Annotated in this window: 20 protein-coding genes; 11 read left to right on the top strand and 9 right to left on the bottom strand. The window is 68.7% G+C overall.

The window, feature by feature from the left end; translation table 11 throughout:
* Window positions 1–27: 27 nt before the first annotated feature.
* Window positions 28–789: a DUF3152 domain-containing protein gene (locus EES42_RS06285; RefSeq protein ID WP_124717038.1), complete on the bottom strand. Its 762-nt coding sequence runs from the start codon at window positions 787–789 to the stop codon at window positions 28–30.
* Between the two features lie 137 nt (window positions 790–926).
* On the opposite strand from EES42_RS06285, the gene EES42_RS06280 reads away from it, so the two are divergent.
* Window positions 927–1,619: a demethylmenaquinone methyltransferase gene (locus EES42_RS06280; RefSeq protein ID WP_124717037.1), complete on the top strand. Its 693-nt coding sequence runs from the start codon at window positions 927–929 to the stop codon at window positions 1,617–1,619.
* A gap of 95 nt (window positions 1,620–1,714) precedes the next feature.
* Here the strand turns inward: EES42_RS06280 and EES42_RS06275 are convergent, their stop codons facing one another.
* Complete coding sequence (locus EES42_RS06275) at window positions 1,715–2,233, bottom strand: GNAT family N-acetyltransferase (RefSeq protein ID WP_124717036.1); 519 nt, start codon at window positions 2,231–2,233, stop codon at window positions 1,715–1,717.
* A 97-nt stretch (window positions 2,234–2,330) separates the two neighbouring features.
* Between EES42_RS06275 and EES42_RS06270 the strand changes: the two genes are divergently transcribed.
* The 4 genes from EES42_RS06270 to EES42_RS06255 all read left to right on the top strand — a co-directional run bounded on the left by EES42_RS06270 (window position 2,331) and on the right by EES42_RS06255 (window position 6,117).
* Complete coding sequence (locus EES42_RS06270) at window positions 2,331–3,617, top strand: geranylgeranyl reductase family protein (RefSeq protein ID WP_124717035.1); 1,287 nt, start codon at window positions 2,331–2,333, stop codon at window positions 3,615–3,617.
* Window positions 3,618–3,751: 134 nt separating this feature from the next.
* Complete coding sequence (locus EES42_RS06265) at window positions 3,752–4,438, top strand: TetR/AcrR family transcriptional regulator (protein ID WP_124717034.1); 687 nt, start codon at window positions 3,752–3,754, stop codon at window positions 4,436–4,438.
* 66 nt (window positions 4,439–4,504) lie between these two features.
* Entirely contained in the window at window positions 4,505–5,686 is a 1,182-nt protein-coding gene (locus EES42_RS06260; protein ID WP_206433378.1) for an aromatic ring-hydroxylating oxygenase subunit alpha, read from the top strand.
* Window positions 5,683–6,117 carry a PaaI family thioesterase gene (locus EES42_RS06255; RefSeq protein WP_124717032.1) on the top strand — a complete coding sequence of 145 codons (435 nt, stop codon included), beginning with the start codon at window positions 5,683–5,685 and terminating at the stop codon, window positions 6,115–6,117. The genes EES42_RS06260 and EES42_RS06255 overlap by 4 nt, the downstream gene beginning before the upstream one ends.
* Window positions 6,118–6,232: 115 nt before the next feature.
* Here EES42_RS06255 and EES42_RS06250 read toward each other — a convergent pair whose 3' ends face one another.
* Entirely contained in the window at window positions 6,233–7,750 is a 1,518-nt protein-coding gene (locus tag EES42_RS06250) for a class I adenylate-forming enzyme family protein (RefSeq protein WP_124717031.1), read from the bottom strand.
* A 350-nt stretch (window positions 7,751–8,100) separates the two neighbouring features.
* Here EES42_RS06250 and EES42_RS06245 point away from each other — a divergent pair, with 350 nt between their 5' ends.
* From EES42_RS06245 to EES42_RS06235, 3 genes are read left to right on the top strand one after another with little or no spacing between them, the layout of a single operon-like run.
* Complete coding sequence (locus tag EES42_RS06245) at window positions 8,101–8,547, top strand: amino acid ABC transporter permease (RefSeq protein ID WP_124717030.1); 447 nt, start codon at window positions 8,101–8,103, stop codon at window positions 8,545–8,547.
* A gap of 3 nt (window positions 8,548–8,550) precedes the next feature.
* A complete protein-coding gene (locus EES42_RS06240) occupies window positions 8,551–10,491 on the top strand; it encodes an alpha/beta hydrolase (RefSeq protein WP_124717029.1) in 1,941 nt (646 codons plus the stop codon).
* Window positions 10,488–11,045, top strand: coding sequence for a hypothetical protein (locus EES42_RS06235; RefSeq protein ID WP_241196250.1), 558 nt, complete (start codon window positions 10,488–10,490; stop codon window positions 11,043–11,045). Before EES42_RS06240 ends, EES42_RS06235 begins: the two co-directional genes overlap by 4 nt.
* Before the next feature lie 34 nt (window positions 11,046–11,079).
* Here the strand turns inward: EES42_RS06235 and EES42_RS06230 are convergent, their stop codons facing one another.
* From EES42_RS06230 to EES42_RS06205, 6 genes are all read right to left on the bottom strand, one after another.
* Entirely contained in the window at window positions 11,080–12,240 is a 1,161-nt protein-coding gene (locus EES42_RS06230; RefSeq protein ID WP_124717028.1) for an abortive phage infection protein, read from the bottom strand.
* Window positions 12,241–12,421: 181 nt separating this feature from the next.
* The gene (locus tag EES42_RS06225; RefSeq protein WP_124717027.1) at window positions 12,422–12,991 is read right to left on the bottom strand and encodes a DinB family protein; all 570 of its coding nucleotides are present in this window, start codon (window positions 12,989–12,991) and stop codon (window positions 12,422–12,424) included.
* 63 nt (window positions 12,992–13,054) lie between these two features.
* The gene (locus EES42_RS06220) at window positions 13,055–14,284 is read right to left on the bottom strand and encodes an MraY family glycosyltransferase (RefSeq protein WP_206433377.1); all 1,230 of its coding nucleotides are present in this window, start codon (window positions 14,282–14,284) and stop codon (window positions 13,055–13,057) included.
* A 66-nt stretch (window positions 14,285–14,350) separates the two neighbouring features.
* On the bottom strand, window positions 14,351–14,779 hold the full coding sequence (locus tag EES42_RS06215) for a hypothetical protein (RefSeq protein WP_124717025.1): 429 nt from the start codon (window positions 14,777–14,779) through the stop codon (window positions 14,351–14,353).
* Window positions 14,780–14,973: 194 nt separating this feature from the next.
* On the bottom strand, window positions 14,974–15,174 hold the full coding sequence (locus tag EES42_RS06210; RefSeq protein ID WP_124717024.1) for a DUF397 domain-containing protein: 201 nt from the start codon (window positions 15,172–15,174) through the stop codon (window positions 14,974–14,976).
* A 10-nt stretch (window positions 15,175–15,184) separates the two neighbouring features.
* A complete protein-coding gene (locus tag EES42_RS06205) occupies window positions 15,185–16,033 on the bottom strand; it encodes a helix-turn-helix domain-containing protein (RefSeq protein ID WP_124717023.1) in 849 nt (282 codons plus the stop codon).
* Between the two features lie 257 nt (window positions 16,034–16,290).
* Here EES42_RS06205 and EES42_RS06200 point away from each other — a divergent pair, with 257 nt between their 5' ends.
* The 3 genes from EES42_RS06200 (at window position 16,291) to EES42_RS44595 (ending at window position 17,806) form a co-directional block, all read left to right on the top strand.
* A complete protein-coding gene (locus EES42_RS06200; protein WP_124717022.1) occupies window positions 16,291–16,758 on the top strand; it encodes an ATP-binding protein in 468 nt (155 codons plus the stop codon).
* A 71-nt stretch (window positions 16,759–16,829) separates the two neighbouring features.
* Window positions 16,830–17,219 carry a hypothetical protein gene (locus tag EES42_RS44600; protein WP_164495171.1) on the top strand — a complete coding sequence of 130 codons (390 nt, stop codon included), beginning with the start codon at window positions 16,830–16,832 and terminating at the stop codon, window positions 17,217–17,219.
* Complete coding sequence (locus EES42_RS44595) at window positions 17,216–17,806, top strand: TetR/AcrR family transcriptional regulator (RefSeq protein WP_164495170.1); 591 nt, start codon at window positions 17,216–17,218, stop codon at window positions 17,804–17,806. The genes EES42_RS44600 and EES42_RS44595 overlap by 4 nt, the downstream gene beginning before the upstream one ends.
* Window positions 17,807–17,841 lie beyond the last annotated feature (35 nt).

The following is a 17,841-nucleotide window of genomic DNA, read 5'->3' as shown; positions in this document are numbered from 1 at the left end:
CGCGGTCGATACGTACGGCGGGCCGGCTCACGGGACCTGCGGGCCGCCCAGATAGCGGCCCTCGGTGTCGTACGGCCAGGCGTTGGAGACGCACCCCTTCAGCCCGTATATCTGCTGCATCATCGCGGGGGCGGGGCGGCCCTTGCCCGGGCAGGTCTCGTGGCCGTGGCCCAGCCAGTGGCCGACCTCGTGATTGATGATCAGGGCCCGGTACTCGGCGAGCGGGCCGTGGAACTCGGGCGATCCCCGCTGCCAGCGCTTGAGGTTGACCATGACGTCGGTGCCGACCCGGCAGTTGACCTCGCCGTGGGTGTCGAGGCCGCTCCTGCCGCAGATGGCGTCGGTGGTTTCCGGCGTGGCGATCCGGACGACGAGCCCGGCCGGTCCTTCGGAGACCCGGAGGAAGGTGTGTTCGCCGTGGTGCGACCAGCCGCGTGGTGCGGCCAGGATCCGGGCGATCTCGGCGGCGGCCCGGTCCGGGTCGACGCCCGATCCGTTCTCCACCTCGACCCGGTACGCCATGCCCTTGCTCCGGCCCGCGCCCTTGTCCTTCTTGGCCTCGCCCCTGTCCCCGCCGGCATCGGGCGCATCGGCGACGGTGAACGTGCCGGTGCTCGGCGAACTCCCGGACGCGGACGGCGCGGACGCCTTCCCCTCGGCGCCGGTGCTCTCCCGCGGCCCCAGCACGGCGGCGGCACAGAGCAGCGCCACCGGGACGGCGACGGCCACGAGCAGGCGCCCTCGGCGGCGTTCCGGCTGTGACCGGACGCGTGCGTCTCGTACGGACATCTGGGCTCCCCCCTGGATCCCGGTGGCTCGGTGCCCCCTCCAGTCTGACCGTCGGTGGAACGGATTGGTTCAGTCCACTCGGGTAACGACTTGCGACCGGCGCGGAGCGCCCGGGACCGGGCTGCTTGAATGGGTGGGTGACCCGAGCATCCCTGGACAAGCAGCCGCACGAAGTCGCCACGATGTTCGACGGCGTGGCGGCGAACTACGACCTCACCAACGACGTGCTGTCGCTCGGCCAGGCCCGGCTGTGGCGCAAGGAGGTCGCGAAGGCGGTGCACGCCCGGCCCGCGGAGAAGATCCTCGACCTGGCCGCGGGCACGGCGACGTCGTCACTGCCGTTCGCCGCCACGGGCGCGTACGTCGTGCCGTGCGACTTCTCCCTCGGCATGCTCCAGGAGGGCAAGAAGCGCAACTCCTGGCTGCCGTTCACCGCGGGCGACGCCACCAGGCTGCCGTTCCGCGACGAGACCTTCGACGCGGTGACGATCTCCTTCGGGCTGCGCAACGTCCAGGACACGGACGCGGCGCTGCGCGAGCTGTACCGGGTGACCAAGCCGGGCGGCCGGGTGGTGATCTGCGAGTTCTCGTCGCCGACCTGGGCGCCGTTCCGCACGGTCTACACCGAGTACCTGATGCGGGCGCTGCCGCCGGTCGCCCGCGCGGTGTCCTCCAACCCCGACGCGTACGTCTACCTCGCCGAATCCATCCGCGCCTGGCCCGACCAGCCCGGACTCGCGGCCGCGCTCCAGCGGGCCGGCTGGTCGAAGGTCGCCTGGCGCAACCTCACCGGCGGTGTGGTGGCGCTGCACCGGGGCGTACGCCCCTGAGACAACGGTTCGGCGACTTCCGAGACGGACCGGGCGGCCCTGCCCACCTGGTCCCTCGACGACACCGACCGAGGCCCGCGTTCACGGCGCCGGGGTCACAGGGCCAACCGGAAGCAGACCACCTCCCGGCCCGTCCCCGGCGCAGTGAAGCTCTCGGCCCGCTCCATTCCGAGCCGCCGGGCCACGGCCAGGGACCGTTCGTTCTCCGCGTCGATCGTCGCCACCACCCGCTCCACCCCGGCCGCGCGCAGCCGCTCCAGCGTGAGGCGCGCGGCGGCGGTGGCGTAACCCCGGCCCCAGGCCGACCGGGCCAGCCGCCAGCCGATCTCGATCTCGCCGACCGGGCCGTGATCGGCCCGCGGCCACGGCTGGGCGCCCGTGAAGCCGGCCACCTCGCCGTCCGCGCCCAGCACCGTCCACAGGCAGTAGCCGAGCTCGGCGTCGAGCCTGCGCTGGCGGGCGGTCCACTCCTCGTACATCGAGAGCTCCTCCGACGTACCGCCGAAGAACTCCATCACCTCGGGATCGTCGAACGCGCGATGCCAGGACAGCGTGTCCTCGTCGATCGGCACGCGCAGCTGTACGGAGGGAGCACCGGGAAGCACGGTCGACATCTGGGAGCCCTTCGGAGAGTTGATCGGCGGACCCCAATAGACTGCACGGGACAGGTGCCGCGCGGCACGTGATTTCGAGTCTTCGGGAGATCCGACCGTGACCGAGCAGCCCCTCTCCGAACACAGCGCGGATGTGATCGTCGTCGGGGCAGGCCCGGCCGGCTCCACGACGGCGTACTACCTGGCCAAGGCCGGACTGGACGTCCTGCTCCTGGAGAAGACGGCCTTCCCCCGCGAGAAGGTCTGCGGCGACGGCCTCACCCCACGTGCCACCAAGCAGCTCGTCTCCATGGGCATCGACATCTCCGAAGAGGCCGGCTGGCTGCGCAACAAGGGCCTGCGCATCATCGGCGGCGGTGTCCGCCTCCAGCTGGACTGGCCCGACCTCGCCTCGTACCCGGACTACGGACTGGTCCGCAAGCGCGACGACTTCGACGAGCAACTGGCCCGCCAGGCGCAGAAGGCGGGCGCGCGGCTGTACGAGCGCTGCAATGTCGGCGCCCCGGTCATCGACGACCGCACCGGCCGCATCACCGGCGTCAACGCGAAGCTCGGCGAGGAGAAGACCCCGGTCACCTTCCACGCCCCCCTCGTCGTCGCCGCCGACGGCAACTCCACCCGGCTGTCGCTCGCCATGGGCCTGCACCGCCGCGAGGACCGCCCGATGGGCGTCGCCGTCCGTACGTACTTCACCTCGCCCCGCCACGACGACGACTACCTGGAGTCCTGGCTGGAGCTGTGGGACCGCCGCGGCCCCCAGGACCGGCTGCTGCCCGGCTACGGCTGGATCTTCGGCATGGGCGACGGCACGTCCAACGTCGGCCTCGGCATCCTCAACTCCTCCTCCGCGTTCAAGGAGCTGGACTGGCGCGAGGTCCTCAAGGCGTGGTGCGCCTCGATGCCGGAGGACTGGGGCTACACCCCCGAGAACATGACGATGCCGATCCGCGGCGCCGCCCTCCCGATGGCCTTCAACCGCCAGCCGCACTACACCAAGGGCCTGCTGCTCGTCGGTGACGCGGGCGGCATGGTCAACCCGTTCAACGGCGAAGGCATCGCGTACGCCATGGAGTCGGGCCAGATCGCCGCGGACGTCATCGTCCAGGCCCATGCCCGCGCGACCCCCGCCCAGCGCGAACTGGCCCTGAACAACTACCCGAAGGTGCTCAAGGAGACCTACGGCGGCTACTACACGATGGGCCGCGCCTTCGTGAAGCTGATCGGCAACCCGAAGGTCATGAAGATCGCCACCCAGCGCGGCCTGACGCACCCGCTGCTGATGAAGTTCACCCTCAAGATGCTCGCCAACCTCACCGACCCCACGGGCGGCGACGCGATGGACCGCGTCATCAACGGGCTCTCGAAGGTGGCCCCGAAGGCCTGATCCTCCGCGACGGCCACCCCGGGCCCGCGGTCGCCTCCTGCTCCCGATCGACGTCACCGGCGCGGTGCCGGCCCGTGGTCCTGGTTCACTGAGTGGTGTTCGACCAGGACAGGGAAAGGCCCGGGGCTGCAGCGATGGTGTATCGGCATACGGAACGTACGAGGCGGAACGCCCAGGAGAAGGAGGAGGCATTCCTGCGCGCGGCGCACGACCTGGTGGCCCGCCACGGCTTCGCCGGGGCGAAAGTGACCGCGGTGGCCGGTGCGTGCGGAGCGAGTGCCGGCTCCCTCTACTCGTACTTCGGCAGCCGGGACGAACTGCTCGCCCGGGTCTTCCGGCGTGCTGCCGACCGTGAACTGGCCGCTGTACGCGACGCGGTGTCCGAAGCCCCTGCCACTGCGCCGGCGCGTCTGGACGCGCTCGTCAGTACCTTCACGCGGCGGGCCCTGCTGGGGCGCCGACTGGCGTGGTCATTGCTCTTCGAGCCGGTCTCCCCGTTGGTCGAGGAGGAGCGGCTCCGCTACCGGCGGGAGTATGTCGCGCTGGGGGAGAGCGTCATCGGCGAGGGTGTCGCGGCGAAGCTGTTCGCACAGCAGAACGCCTACGTCGCGGCCTCGGCGGCGATCGGTGCCATCGCCGAAGCACTGATCGGGCGGCTCTCGCCGGTCGTCTCCGGCGGGACGGGGACGGATCTTCCGGATGTGCAGTTGGTGGCGGAAATCCGCAACTTCTGCTTCCGGGCGCTGGGTTACGCGCCAGACGGATCGTCCACACCTGCTTCGGAGGATCGTTGCCCCGCTCCTGCATCGTCCGTACCATAAATTGAACAATGGTTCATGGCTTGATCTGGACGTGGGGGACAGATGCAACACGGGGAACAGGTAGACATGCTCAAGCGCCTTCTCGCGCTGCGCGAGACGCGCCGCGACGAGAAGATGCTCGATGAGGTCGTCAGACTTCCGATCACCAAGTACACGGACGAGGGGCTCCTGGAGCAGGAGATCGCCTCGGCCTTCTCCCAGTACCCGCTGATCGCGGGTCACGCGTCGACGCTGGCCGAACCCGGGGCCTATCTGACCAGTGACTGGGACCAGTTCCCGTACTTCGTGGTCAGGGGTGAGGACGGCCGGGTCCGCGCCTTCTACAACCAGTGCCGCCACCGCGGTGCCCGGATCGCGGAGGCGCCCGCCGGCACGGTGAAGAACTTCGTCTGCCCTTTCCACGGCTGGGTCTACGGGCTCGACGGCGCGCTGAAGGGCATCACCCGGGCACACGACTTCCCGGGAGTGAATCCGTGCGACTACGGGCTGGTGGAGCTGCCGGCCACGGAGGCCGGTGGCCTGATCTGGGTCGGCCGGACACCCGGGGCGGAGCTCGACATCCCCGGCTTCCTGGGGACGTTCTTCGAGGACCTCGTGAACTTCGACGTGGCCTCACTGATCCAGTACAAGAAGACGAAGGTCGTCAAGGAAGCCAACTGGAAGCTGCTGATCAAGACGTACCTGGAGGGCTACCACGTCCCCTACCTCCACCGGGAGACGCTCGCGGCCGCCTTCAAGAGGGGCGTGATCGCCCACGACAGCGACGGGCCGCACATCCGGCTGTCCGCGGCGCGCACCAACATCGGCGAGTGCGCCCTCAAGCCGGAGGAGGAGTGGCGCATCCTCGACTACGCCTCCGTGTACTACACGCTCTTCCCCAACACCTTCTTCATCCTGCATCCCGACTACGTGTCCATCAACACGTTCTGGCCGCTGAGCCCCGACCGGACGATCTGGACCCACGAGATGCTCTACCGGGCCGAGGACTTCGCCGGTTCCGCCGGGCAGAGTTCCCTGGAGAAGCGGTTCCGGTTCACCAACGACACCGTGTTCGACCAGGAGGACTTCGCCATCGCCGAGGACGTGCAGCGCCACCTCCTCCACGGCGGCAGCGATCACCACGTGCTGGGACTCGCGGAGGGCCTGCTCTCGATATTCCAGAACAACATAGATGAGCGGCTCACCGGTCCGGGCGAGACCGCCGGCACTCCGTCCACCACCCGCGCGACGACAGGACAGCACTCATGACCACGGACCTCAGCGACTTCGCGCACGGCATCTTCAAGGCCCAGCCCTTCAGCATGTTCCTGGGCGCCGAGCTCACCTCGGTGGGGCCCGGCTCGGCCGAGATCCGCATCTCCAACCGGCCCGAGATCCAGCAGCAGCACGGCTTCGTGCACGGAGGCGTCCTCAGCTACCTGGCGGACAACGCGCTGACGTTCGCGGGAGGACTCGCCCTGGGAGGCGACGCGCTCACCGCCGAATACAAGATCAACTACATCAAGCCGGCGGTCGGCGACGTCGTCATCGCCCGCGCGCAGGCAACGGCCACCACCCGGCGGCAGGCCGTGTGCCAGTGCTCCATCTACGTCGCGTCCCCGGAGGGGGACGAGCGCCTGGTCGCCGTGGCGCAAGGGACGATCGTGACGGCGGGCGAGCGCCCGGCACAGGAGGACTGACGGCGGACGGCCGCCCACCGCCGCCTCCCCGGCCCCTGGCGAGGGGACACCCGTCCTCGCGTCAGGGGCCGCCCTGTTCAACCGTGTGGGTGCGGCGCAGTGCGGTGCGGTGCGGTCAGTGCTCACCCGGCAGCGCCTGCTCGCGCAGGACGTGTTTCATCACCTTGCCGGAGGGCGTGCGGGGAAGGGACGGCAGGACCACCAGTTCCCGGGGGATCTTGTACTTGGCCAGCGTCGTGGCGAGGAACTCGCGCAACTCATCGAGTGTCACGGCCGCGTTCGCCTCCACGACGGCCACGACGGTCTCTCCCCACTCCTCGTGCGGCCGGCCGATGACGGCGCAGTCCTGGACCGCCGGATGCTGGCGCAGCGCCTCCTCCACCTCGGGGGAGAAGACGTTCTCGCCGCCGGTGATGACCACGTCCTTGAGCCGGTCGACGATGAACAGGTAACCGTCCTCGTCGACGCGTGCCAGATCCCCGGACCTGTACCAGTCGCCGTCGAACGCGCGCTCCGTCGCCACCGGGTCGTCGAGGTAGCCGATCATCCGCGTGCCCGAGCGCAGCCACAGCTCCCCGGTCTGGCCGGCGCGGGCATCGGAGCCGTCGGGCCCGACCACGCGGATGTCCACGCCGGGCATTCCCCCCGCACCGATCGACCCGGCCTTGGTGACCTGCTCCTCGGGGTAGAGGGCGGAGCCGACCGGGCCCATCTCGGTCATCCCGTACACCTGGTAGAAGCGGTCGGATCCGTAGGCCTCCTGGAGCATCCGTACGGTCCGCGCTCCCAGGGGCGCACCGCCGTAGGCCCACAGCCGCATGCTCGACAGATCGAAGCCGGACAGGTCACGCCCCGCCGCCTCCAGTGTCTTCAGCGGGGCGAGGTAGGCGATGGGGGCGCCGAAGAACGCCGTGGCCCGGTGCTTCTGGACGGCTTCGAGGAAGGCGAGGGGCTGGTACTCCTTGAGCAGGACCACGGTGCCGCCCAGGTACATCATGGACAGGAACCAGTTGTTCAGGGGCGCCGCGTGCCAGATCGGCATCGCGATGAGGAACCGGTCGTCGCGGCGCAGACCCGTGGCCGCGGTGGTGTACGCGGGCACACTGGACAGGCCGCGGTGCGAGTGGAGACATCCCTTGGGCGCACTGGTCGTTCCGGAGGTGTAGAGCACCTGCGCGACGGCGTCGGGCCCGACCTCCACGCCGTTCCACTCCTGTGCCTGCGCGACGCACAGGTCGAACTCGCCACTGCCGGTGTCGCTCGTGGTGAGAGCGACGGCATCGGGGGCCCCTTCGTGCACGCGCCCGGCCAGTTCCTCCGCCACGATCGCCAGGCGCACCTTCGCGTGCCCGACGACGTACGCCACCTCGTGTGCGGTGAGCTTGTGGTTGATGGGCACCAGTGCCGCACCGGCCCGCCAGATGCCGAACGCCGCCACGGCGAAGGCGGGAGTGTTGTACATCATCACGCCCACGCGGTCGCCCGGCCGCACACCGCGGTCACGCAGTACGGCAGCCGCGCGCTTCGAAGCCGAGAGCAGTTCGGCGTAGGTCATCGAGCCCAGGTCGGAGACCACGGCGGGCTTCGCGCCGGAGGTACGAGCCGACTTCTCCAGCATCCACGTCAGGTTCACTGCAGGATTCTCCACATACGGTCGCGGCCGTGGCTCGACGAAGCGCGGCCCTGCCGCGACTCCTGGGTGGCGCTCCAACCGGCTCAGCAAGGATTGAATCATTGTTCAATATCCTGGGGAAGCCCCAACAACCCCTGGTGTGAGGGCGGATGAGTGCAGTGTCGCGTCAATGGCTCCCCGTAGCTGTGGCTGGTAGGTACGGATACTCAGGGCCCGTTTGGGTGACCGTACGGACGTGACGATGAGCGCCTCGTCGGTAACTTCTGTGGCGACCACCTCCGGCGAGTACAGCAGACACGGCCGGAGAATTCACCCGGGTGGTGGCCCGGGTCGCGGGGGAAGGCGTGTGCATGGCGTGGGACGAGTGGGAACAGGTAAAGGCGCAGGTGGCCGAGCGGCACACCGCTCGGTTACAGCTCAACGGCCTTCCGGGGGAGGGCGGCCACGCCGATCCGTCCGGTGGCGGTGGCGGTGCCGGAACGCTCAGGCACAAGGGCGGCCCGTGGACGAAGGCGGCCGGCACGGCGGATGGCCTCCAGACCAGCACGATCACCGCGAAGGTCGACCTGCGCAAGGCTCATGACGGCATTTCCAGCGGTCTGGCCGGGTTGTCCAGCCTCGGGTCACTCAAGTCCGTTCTCACCTCGTGGGACGAACGCCTCGGTCGTGTCCGTGAGGAGTGCAGTTCTCTGGAGCCGAAACTGCGACAGGTGGCTGTGGACTTCGCCGAAGTGGATGCCGGGGTGGCGGAGAGAACGAAGGCGGTCGTGGTGCCGGGCACGAGGAGGGGCGAGTAGACCATGGCCACAGAACCCGGGCTGACATGGCAGCGGTTCCGCGACCTCAAGCTGTCGGAACTGACCGACGCCGCCGACGGCTGGCGTGCCGCATCCGCGTTCGCCGATGCCGCTCGCGAACGCGTCGACGGCGACATGGGCGGCAGGCTCACCAAGACCCAGGACAGCGAGTCCGCCCGAGCAGCGGTCAAGAGACTGAAGCGGCTGAGCGCGAACTACCACTACATCCGCACCGAGACGGGCCTCGTTCGAGGCGCCCTCGACGGGCTCGCCACCGAACTCGGCGCCCCACAGCGCCGGTTGCGCGACGCCCTCGATGACGCTGCCTCGCTCGGATACACCGTCAACGACAGCGGCAGCATCGACTACCCAGCCGGCGGTAAGAACGACCTGACCGGCGACCCGCACCCCGGCGGCTCTGTGGTGGGCAACAACGGCCTCATCGGTGCTGGGAATCCGGGGCTGTACCGCGACGCCAACGGCATGTTGGACCCCGCACCGGCTCCGGGCACACCCGCGCTGAAGAGTCCCAACCCGCACCGCGCCAAGGCCCAGGACGTCGCCGACCGCCTCGCCCATGCCATGCGGGAAGCACACGAGATCGACGCCCGGTACAGCTCGGCACTCCACAAGCTCAAGGCGGCTCCAGGCCTCACGGTCGACACCAGGACGTGGGCGGACGTGGGCTCGGATGCCGACGCGGTGAGCCAGGCCGCCCAGAACTACCTGGAGAAACAGCTTCCGCTCGACAAGTCTCCTGCTGAACGCAAGGAGTGGTGGGACCACCTGAGTCAGGAGCAGCGTGACGAGTATTTGTCTGCGTTTCCAGGGGTGATCGGGAACTTGGACGGGATTCCGGCGACGGCGCGCGATGAGGCGAACCGCGAGAATCTTCAGCTGCTCATCGGGCAACTCGGTGTGAAGCATGATGACGCTTCCCGAGAGATGCTGGGTGGTCTGAAGGGGATTCAGGAGAAGCTGGAGGAGGGCGGCGAGCCGCCGATGTACTTGCTGGGCATCGGCGATGAGGGAAACGGCCGCGCGATCATCGCCTACGGAAACCCCGATACCGCCGACAACGTCTCGGCGTATGTCCCTGGACTCGGCACCAAGCTGGACGCGGACTTCGCCGGTGGAACAGTGAACCGCGCGTTGCAGACAGCTCTCGGCGCACACCATGTCGATCAGTCCAGCAGAACCTCGTCGATCGTGTGGCTCGGATATGATGCGCCGCAGACGACACCTGGCGATCTGGCCAGCGGCAAGAGCGTGATGTTCACGAACGATGCCGAGGCGGGAGCCCCTGACTACAACGCGTTCATGGCGGGGATCTCCGCAACGCACGAGGGCGGCAACCCGCACGTCACCGCCATTGGGCACTCCTACGGATCCCTCACGGTCGGGCTCGCTGCTCAGGAGAAAGGCGGCATCCCCGGCGCCGATGACATCATCCTGGTCGGAAGCCCCGGCACCGGCGCGGACAACGCGCAGGACCTCAATGTGGGTAAGGACCACGTGTATGTGGGCGCAGCCGACAATGACATCGTCACCAAACTCCCGAACCATGCGGAAGCCTCCGGAATGGCTTCCGGAGCGGTCGGTGGAGGGTCGGCCGGATTTGTTCTGGGAGCCGGTATGGCCGGCCCGCCGGGAGCGCTTTTCGGTGGCGGTGTCGGCGCCCTCGTCGGAGGAATCGCCGGCTACAACGCGCAAGACGCACAAACCGACCCCAGCGAGCATTGGTTCGGCACCGACCCTGCAAGTGAGAGTTTCGGAGCCACACGGTTCATGGTGGACGACGGTGCAACCATCATCGAAGACCGTGGAAAGATGTCGGCGCATTCGAATTATTTCAACCCGGACGAAGACCAGGAATCGGCCGACAATATTGCCAAGATTGTGGCTGGGAAGTCTGAGGAGATCAAGTTGGAGACGCCTCGATGAGGGTTTCGAGGGCCATGGTGCTGATGGCTGGAGCCCTGCTCCTGGCTGGGTGCGGTGAATCGGGTGATCCGGCTGAACAGGAGGTAAAGATGGATATGCAGGAGGCGGCGGTTCGGGCGGATGAGATCCTCGACGGTACATTTGCCGCCATTAAGCCGGAGGTGCACTGGACGCACGAGCGGTCGACTGAGGGAAGCTGCGACGTGCAGAGGCGCCGGGCGGTCATGACGATCATCTCGGAGGAACGTCGGGGGAGCTTTCTGGGCTTGATCGAGCGCTACTGGGAGGGGAAGGGATACAAGCAGCTATCGGTGAACAACTCGGATATGCCGGCCATATACTACAGGACGCCCGACCAATTCAATGTGCGCGTGCTCATCGGCGGTGCAGGACAGGCATTTTTTGAGGTTGCGACGCCTTGTGTGAACGTTTCCGAGGTGTCTCCGCCGAAAGCGGAGACAGTCGGCCCGGACTATTCTGGAAAAATGACCCCCATCCCTGACGTCAAGTCGGATTTCTGGTCCGCGAAGAGCGCTCCCTCTTCCCGGACGTGACCCGTCGCCAGGGCGTCCCTCCCACCGACGCCTCTCAGCGGTGCCCCGCCCGCCCGTAGCACCGCGCCAGTGCGTGGAAGGCCTGCTTCGGTTCCCAGTGCCAGTCGGACTCCGGGTCGTCGAACCGGTCCTTGACCGGCTTCACCACGGCGTAGCTCGCCATGTCCAGGTCGTAGCGCGGGACGGGGGAGTGCGGGGCGTCGGCGGTGACGAACTCGAAGGCCATCGCGGCGTACAGGCCCATCTCCTCGAAGACACCCAGGAGTTCGGTGAGATAGGCGGCCTGGGTCCGCTCGCTGCGGACCAAGTCGCCTTTGATCTCCGGCGGTTGCTTGGTGTAGTCGATGGTGTCCCACCCCATGCCGCCCTGCTCGGGTGCCCCCGCGTACGTGCACGTGCCGAACTCCGTGATCGCCAGCGGCTTGCCCCAGCGCAGGTACGAGCGCAGCTCGCGCACGTAGTCCGCGCGGTCGGGGAAGTGCGAGTAGTAGTCGATGCCCACGATGTCGAAGAGGTTCCAGTCGACCTCGTCGTCCTGGGCGGCCGCGTACGACAGGTTGCCGCCGAAGACCGACCGTCCGACCGCGGCGGCCCGTGCCGTGAACGCGGACAGGCGGCGCATCATCTGCTCCGGGTCGAAGTTGCCTTCCATCAGGTTGCGGATCCGCTCCTGCGCGTCGGCGCCGGGCACGATGCCCGGCACGAACAGCCAGAACTCGCACCCCACGCTCAGATCGGCCCGCGCCCCCTGGCGGCGCAGCCGCTCCAGGTGCCGGCCGGTCTCCGCGAGGTGGTCGAGGATCTCCGACGGGGGGCGGTCGCCCAGGGTCGGCTGGAGCCAGATGTGCAGGCCGAGCTCGGCGGCCTCGGAAGCGGTGGCGTTGAGGCGGTCGACGCCGTCGCCCGTCACCTCGATCGACGTGGCGTGCATGTCGTGGCGGATGGCGCGGAGGTCCCGGCGCATACGGGCGGTGCTCCACGCGGTGCCGGGGGTCTCGCCCGCGCCGACCGTGTAGCAGACCCCTCGATGCGTCAGCCCTTTGTGGCTCCCGCGCCCGTCGCGCCGACCGGTCGTGGCCGCCGAGGCGGGGGCGCCGGTCAGGAGCGGTCCGGCGGCCGCCGCGGCCCCGATCGCCCCCGCCCCGGCCAGGAACCTCGCCCGGCTGATTCCCTCACTGCGTACGTCGCGATGCACCCTGACTCCCCGGATGGTCGGCGGTTCACGTGTCGCCGCCAGTCTGCCGAGCGGGTGCGGGGGCGGGCGTCCGCCGAAAGTCTCCGGGCGCGCGACCAAGGGATGAACCGCGCGCCCGGAACGACGACTTAGGTCGACGAACCGTGCTCGCGCTCCGTCCGGAGAGGGAGTCCGGGGCCCGTCACTGGCCCACTCTTCCGTCGACGCACTCGCGCAGCAGGTCGGCGTGCCCGCAGTGACGGGCGTACTCCTCGACCCGGTGCACCATCAGCTCCCGGACCGAGGTCCGGTCCTTCCCCAGACGCTCGCCCAGGTCCGGGTGCTCGGCCAGCGCGGCATCGGTCGCGGCCTGCTCGCGCTCCAGGTCGGCGTACGCGGCGTCGACCAGGGCCTGATCGGCGACGGCTTCGTCGAAGTCCGCGTCACGCCTGCCGTACAGCCTCGGCAGCGGCTCGTCGTCGCTGATCCAGTTGCGCCAGTCCCGTTCCACCATGGCGAGGTGCCGGATCAGGCCGAGCAGCGACATCGTCGACGGCGGAACCGAACGACGGGCCAGTTGCTCCGCGTCCAGGCCCTCGCATTTCATCCGCAGGGTCAGGCGGTAGTCCGTCAGGAAGCCCTGCAGCGTCGCGAGCTCACCGTCCGGACCGGTTCCTTCGCTGTTGCGGGGGTCGTCGTCCGGGTCGGCCCACATGTCGGGGTAGACAGTGGCCTGGGTCCATCGTGCGGGTTGATCATTCATGTGCCCCATGCTCGCCGCCAAGTGCCCTGTCCCGCCAGGGGGTTTCGCCCGGGCGGCGAGCGGAGCACCCGGTCACGCGGTCGGCACCCGGCGTTCCTCGTCGGCCTCGGCGCGCTTTCCGCCGGAGGCGACCACACGCCCCCTGGACCCGCGCGGCAGCGGACGGCGGGTGAGGCGGAACTCGTAGCGGGGCTGGAGCAGCAGGACCAGGCCCACCGCACAGACGAACGCGACGCCGAAGAGCATCCAGGACTTGGCGCCCCGCGCCGAGTAGGCCACGATCCCGAACGAGAACAGCGCCGACCAGAAGTACATGAGCAGCACGGCCCGGCGGTGCGAGTGGCCGAGCTGGAGCAGACGGTGGTGGAGGTGTCCCTTGTCGGCGGCGAAGGGGGACATTCCGTTCCAGGTACGCCTGATGACGGCCAGCACCAGGTCCGCGACCGGCAGCGCGATGACGGACAGCGGCAGCAGCAGCGGAATGTAGACCGGCACCATCGCGGCCGAACCGGACCTGCCGTCCATCGACTGGTTGAGGAGGCTCGGGTCGACCTCGCCCGTCACCGAGACCGCGCACCCGGCGATGAGCAGACCGAGCAGCATCGAGCCCGAGTCACCCATGAAGATCCGGGCGGGGTGGGAGTTGTGGACCAGGAAGCCCAGGCACATGCCCGCCAGGATCGCCGAGATCAGCGTGGTGGACGCGGCGGCCTCGATGCCGTAGCCGTACCAGAGCCGGTACGCGTACAGGAAGAACGCCGACGCCGCGATGCCCACCGTGCCGGCGGCCAGCCCGTCGAGCCCGTCGACGAAGTTGACCGCGTTGATGGAGACGACGATCAGCCCCACGGTCAGCAGCGTGCCCTGCCAGTCGGAGAGGTAGATCCCGTCGGTGCCCGGCACCGGGAGCCAGAGGATTGTCAGCCCCTGGAACACCATCACCCCGGCGGCGAGCACCTGCCCGCCGAGCTTGACCAGCGCGTCGACGCCCCATTTGTCGTCGAGCACACCGAGCAGACAGATCAGTGCCGCGCCGGACAGCAACGCCCGTGGCGTCGAGCTCTCGGTGAAGATCTCTTCCAGATGCGGCAGATGGGAGGCGACCAGCAGTCCGGCCAGCAGCCCACCGAACATGGCCATGCCGCCCAGACGCGGAGTGGGCTCGCGGTGGACGTCGCGCGCCCGGACCTCGGGGACCACCCCGATGGAGATCGCGAACTTTCTTACGGGGCCGGTCAGGATATGGGTCACGGCCGCCGTGATGAACAGCATGAGCAAGTAGTCCCGCACGGGCGGCCTCACATTCCGGCCCAGCGGGCCGATACCTGAGCCCGATCGATGCCCTCGCTGCGCCCCGGCGAGCCTAACTCATGCGGATTTCTGTGCGACGGGGCGTGGGGCGGGGCGGTGGTGGGTGCGGGCGTCGAGCGATACGTACGTCAGTGGGCGGACGTGCCACTCGATGTGCCGACCACCCCGCAGCAGGAGCGTGAACCCGCAGGGTTCGCCGCGATGGAGTGCCCCCAGCGCCTGCACCCAGCCGCCCCGGTCCGCCCAGTGGTGGGCGCGGATCAGTTCGCGAGGTGTGAGACCGAAGAGGTGGTTCGCCCGGAGCTGGACGCGGATGGCGCGGACGGCCTCCTGGGGCGTGGCCATGATGCGCAGGACGACCGGCTCGGGGACGAAGCCGGTGGCGGGGCCGTAGCGGAGGGCCTCGAACCGGTAGCCGCGCTCGACGGCTGGTTGCAAGAGGGTGAGGGGCGTACGCATCGTCGACCGTCCGATCACGGCGGGCACGCCAAATGGCGTGCGGGCAGGGGGAGTTGTGGAGCGGCGCGGCAGGCGGGGGCGGGTGGTCTCCGTGGCGCGGCGACACAGAGCGGCGGTAGCGTTACGGGTGGCTGCGGTGCAACAGCGTGACGTCCCTATGTTGCGCCGGATATGTAGAAGGCCCCCCGGTGTTCGAACCGGAGGGCGCTTGCGGGCCGTGCTCAGATCAGGTGGTCGAACTCCCCGGCCTTCACGCCGAGCACGAATGCGCGCAGCTTGGCGACGCTCGTGGTGACGACGATGTCGGGGTCATCGCTCTCGCGCATCTTGATCGAGCCGTCGACAGGTGCCAGCTCGATGCAGCTCTGATTGTTGTCCGCTCCGGAGAACGAGGACTTCTGCCAGTTGATTGCGTCGGTCATGCGGGTGGACTCACATTTCCTGTGCGATGTGTTGAATGAATTGTGCGGACTCCTCCGTGTCGAGAGAGATGGACTCGATGGAGTCGAGGAGGGCTCGATATCGCGCCAGCTGGGCCTCGGCGTCCAGGAAGCCCGCGTCGAAGGCGCTGTCCAGCTGAACGGTGTCGAGTGCCGGAATTTCGGCCCCGGCGTACAGCGTCGAGTGCACTGAACCGGTGATCTGCCTGGTGAACGGGATGATGCGGATCGTCACGGACGGCCAGGTGGAAACCTCGTGCAGGAAGGTGAGTTGCGCCCGCATGGTCTCGGGGTCGCAGTACCGCATCCGCAACGCGGCCTCATGGATGAACGCCTCGAACGGGGTCGGCCTGGGGCGGTCGAAGATGTCGCGCCGTCTGGTGCGGTGCTCGACGCGGGCGCTCAGCTCGTCAGCGGGAAGGTCGGTGATCCCGCTCCGGATGATGGCTCGCGCATACGACTCCGTCTGGAACACTCCAGGGATGATGAGCATCTGGATGGCACGGATGTAGGACGCCTTGTGCTCAAGCTCCGCCAGGTCCAGGAATCCGGGCGAGAGTATTCCGCGGTAGTCGTCCCACCATCCCTTGGTGCGTTCCTCGGCCATCTCGGCCAGGGCATCGACCAGGTGCTTGTCGGTGGCCGAGTAGTGAGCTGCGAGCCGGCGTACCCGTTCGCTGCTCACTCCGTAGCGGCCGGACTCGATGTGGCTGATCTGGGCTCGCTCGCCGCCCAGGTACGCGGCCGCCTCGCTCCCGGACATCCCCGCACGCTCGCGCAGCTTGCGAAGTTCCGCACCCAACCGCCGCTGCCTGGCGGTCGGGTAGCTCCTTGGTGGCATGGACCCTCCCCTTCGTGCGGGTACGAGTGTGCCGCGCAACCGGGTCACTGGTCCACTCGTATGGGTGCTACGGGCGTCACACTGTTGCGCCGTCCCATTGTTGTGCCCTAGCGTCCCGTCATGCCGAGCTGAGGCTCGACCGGACCGAAGTGCAGCCACCTGCAAGCGAGTTGAACGCTCGTGGGAGTCGGCCAATGCCACGGACCGCGCCCACCGCACGACGCCCCGGAGCCCGCCTCACGCAGGGAGACCGCGCCATGACCCCCGTAACCGCCCCTCCGTCACCCACCCCCTACCTCCCCCAGCGCGGCGAGCGCTACCGGCTCGTCGCACCGAACGCCCCCACCGCCCCCAGGATCGTGCGGGACTTCGTGGCGACGGTGCTGTGGGCCGCCGGGCACGCCCCGCTCGTCGATGACGCCCGGCTCTGTGTGAGCGAGGTCGTCTCCAACACGTACTGCCATACGGACTCGCCGCAGGTCCGGGTGGAGGTCACCGTCAATCGACGGCAGGTGACGGTGTACGTGACGGACGACGAACCCGGTCGGCTGCCCGTGCCCCCGCCTCCGCGAGCCCCCGGTGCGGACGAGGGTGGCCGGGGGTTGCTCCTTGTCGACGCGCTCGCCGCCCGGTGGGGGACCACCGCGTACGGGGCACGGTCACCGCACTCGAAGACGGTGTGGTTCACCCTCTCCGCCGCGAGCGCGACTCACCTCTCCATTTGATTTGGACGACCGTCCAGGACTATCGTCCAAACAGACGGAGACTCCCGCACGTACACGTATCGGAGAGCGTGATGAACCAATCCTTGTTGGGGACCGTGATCGCGGCACTGCTGGTCTGGGAGGCGCTTCTGCTGATTCCCATGGTCCCGGGGAAGCTGATCGACACGAGGGACTTCTCCCCGCTTCCGCGGTGGCAGTACAACAGCTTCAACGTGTATCTGACCTCCCTGGGGCTCACCAGCTTCGTGGTGGCCGGGTTCGCCATGGCCGGTCAGCACTGGGCCTTCGTGGCGGCGCTGGTGCTGAGCCTCGGCTACATCGCGGTATTCGCGGCCGACCTCGGCGCGGTCTTCCCCGTCGTGCCCGACCCCCTGCCGGTGCAGTTGCTCGTCCTCGAAGCGATCGCGCTGGCTTCGGCCGGCGTGATCGCCGTGGCCGCGATCCAGGGGGTACGGCTGTGAGCGACGAGTCCACGGGTCCTTCGCGCCGGACGGATACGCGCGAGAAGATCATCGAAGCCGCGGCCTCTCTCATTCCCGAACTGGGCTGGGGCGATGTGAGCAGTCGGCGGGTGGCGGAGCGCGCAGGCGTGAACACCGGAGTGATCCACTACCACGTGGGGAGCATCGGCGAACTCCGGCGCATCGCCGCGGTGCGGAAGATCCGGACGTTCTTCCTCGACCGGATCGGCGAGGCGCTGGCGCAGGAGGATCCGGCCGTGGCCGTGGAAACCATGCTCCGTGCGCTGTCCGCCAACGATCCCCGTGATCCGGAACTGCTGCTGCTGTACGAGTCCCTCGTCGCCGCGAGCCGGGACGACGAGCTGCGTGCCGAAATCGCCGGCTTGCTGGCCGAGTTGCGGCAGCGGTTGTGCGACTGGTTCGCGGAGCGGGGGGTCGCGCGCCCGCTCGCCGTCGCGGTGACGCTCACGGCGGCGATCGACGGATACCTGCTCCAGCGGTCGCTCGACCCGTCCCTTGAGCCCGGCCCTCTCATCGACGGATTGGTCTGCCTGGTCCGGCAACAGCTCGCAGCCGACGGCTCATGAGACGCGGAAGCGGGAGAGCCGCCTCGCGTACGGGG

The organism is Streptomyces sp. ADI95-17 (genome assembly GCF_003846175.1).
Classification (GTDB): Bacteria; Actinomycetota; Actinomycetes; order Streptomycetales; family Streptomycetaceae; genus Streptomyces; species Streptomyces sanglieri.
This window is presented reverse-complemented; position numbering and strand designations above follow the sequence as displayed.

What these genes read in the sequence shown, in the direction of transcription:
- EES42_RS06285 (WP_124717038.1), bottom strand. Translation starts at nt 789, where the DNA reads ATGTCCGTACGAGACGCACGCGTCCGGTCACAGCCGGAACGCCGCCGA.
- EES42_RS06275 (WP_124717036.1), bottom strand. Translation starts at nt 2,233, where the DNA reads ATGTCGACCGTGCTTCCCGGTGCTCCCTCCGTACAGCTGCGCGTGCCG.
- EES42_RS06265 (WP_124717034.1), top strand. Translation starts at nt 3,752, where the DNA reads ATGGTGTATCGGCATACGGAACGTACGAGGCGGAACGCCCAGGAGAAG.
- EES42_RS06260 (WP_206433378.1), top strand. Translation starts at nt 4,505, where the DNA reads ATGCTCAAGCGCCTTCTCGCGCTGCGCGAGACGCGCCGCGACGAGAAG.
- EES42_RS06255 (WP_124717032.1), top strand. Translation starts at nt 5,683, where the DNA reads ATGACCACGGACCTCAGCGACTTCGCGCACGGCATCTTCAAGGCCCAG.
- EES42_RS06245 (WP_124717030.1), top strand. Translation starts at nt 8,101, where the DNA reads ATGGCGTGGGACGAGTGGGAACAGGTAAAGGCGCAGGTGGCCGAGCGG.
- EES42_RS06240 (WP_124717029.1), top strand. Translation starts at nt 8,551, where the DNA reads ATGGCCACAGAACCCGGGCTGACATGGCAGCGGTTCCGCGACCTCAAG.
- EES42_RS06235 (WP_241196250.1), top strand. Translation starts at nt 10,488, where the DNA reads ATGAGGGTTTCGAGGGCCATGGTGCTGATGGCTGGAGCCCTGCTCCTG.
- EES42_RS06225 (WP_124717027.1), bottom strand. Translation starts at nt 12,991, where the DNA reads ATGGGGCACATGAATGATCAACCCGCACGATGGACCCAGGCCACTGTC.
- EES42_RS06210 (WP_124717024.1), bottom strand. Translation starts at nt 15,174, where the DNA reads ATGACCGACGCAATCAACTGGCAGAAGTCCTCGTTCTCCGGAGCGGAC.
- EES42_RS06205 (WP_124717023.1), bottom strand. Translation starts at nt 16,033, where the DNA reads ATGCCACCAAGGAGCTACCCGACCGCCAGGCAGCGGCGGTTGGGTGCG.
- EES42_RS06200 (WP_124717022.1), top strand. Translation starts at nt 16,291, where the DNA reads ATGACCCCCGTAACCGCCCCTCCGTCACCCACCCCCTACCTCCCCCAG.
- EES42_RS44600 (WP_164495171.1), top strand. Translation starts at nt 16,830, where the DNA reads ATGAACCAATCCTTGTTGGGGACCGTGATCGCGGCACTGCTGGTCTGG.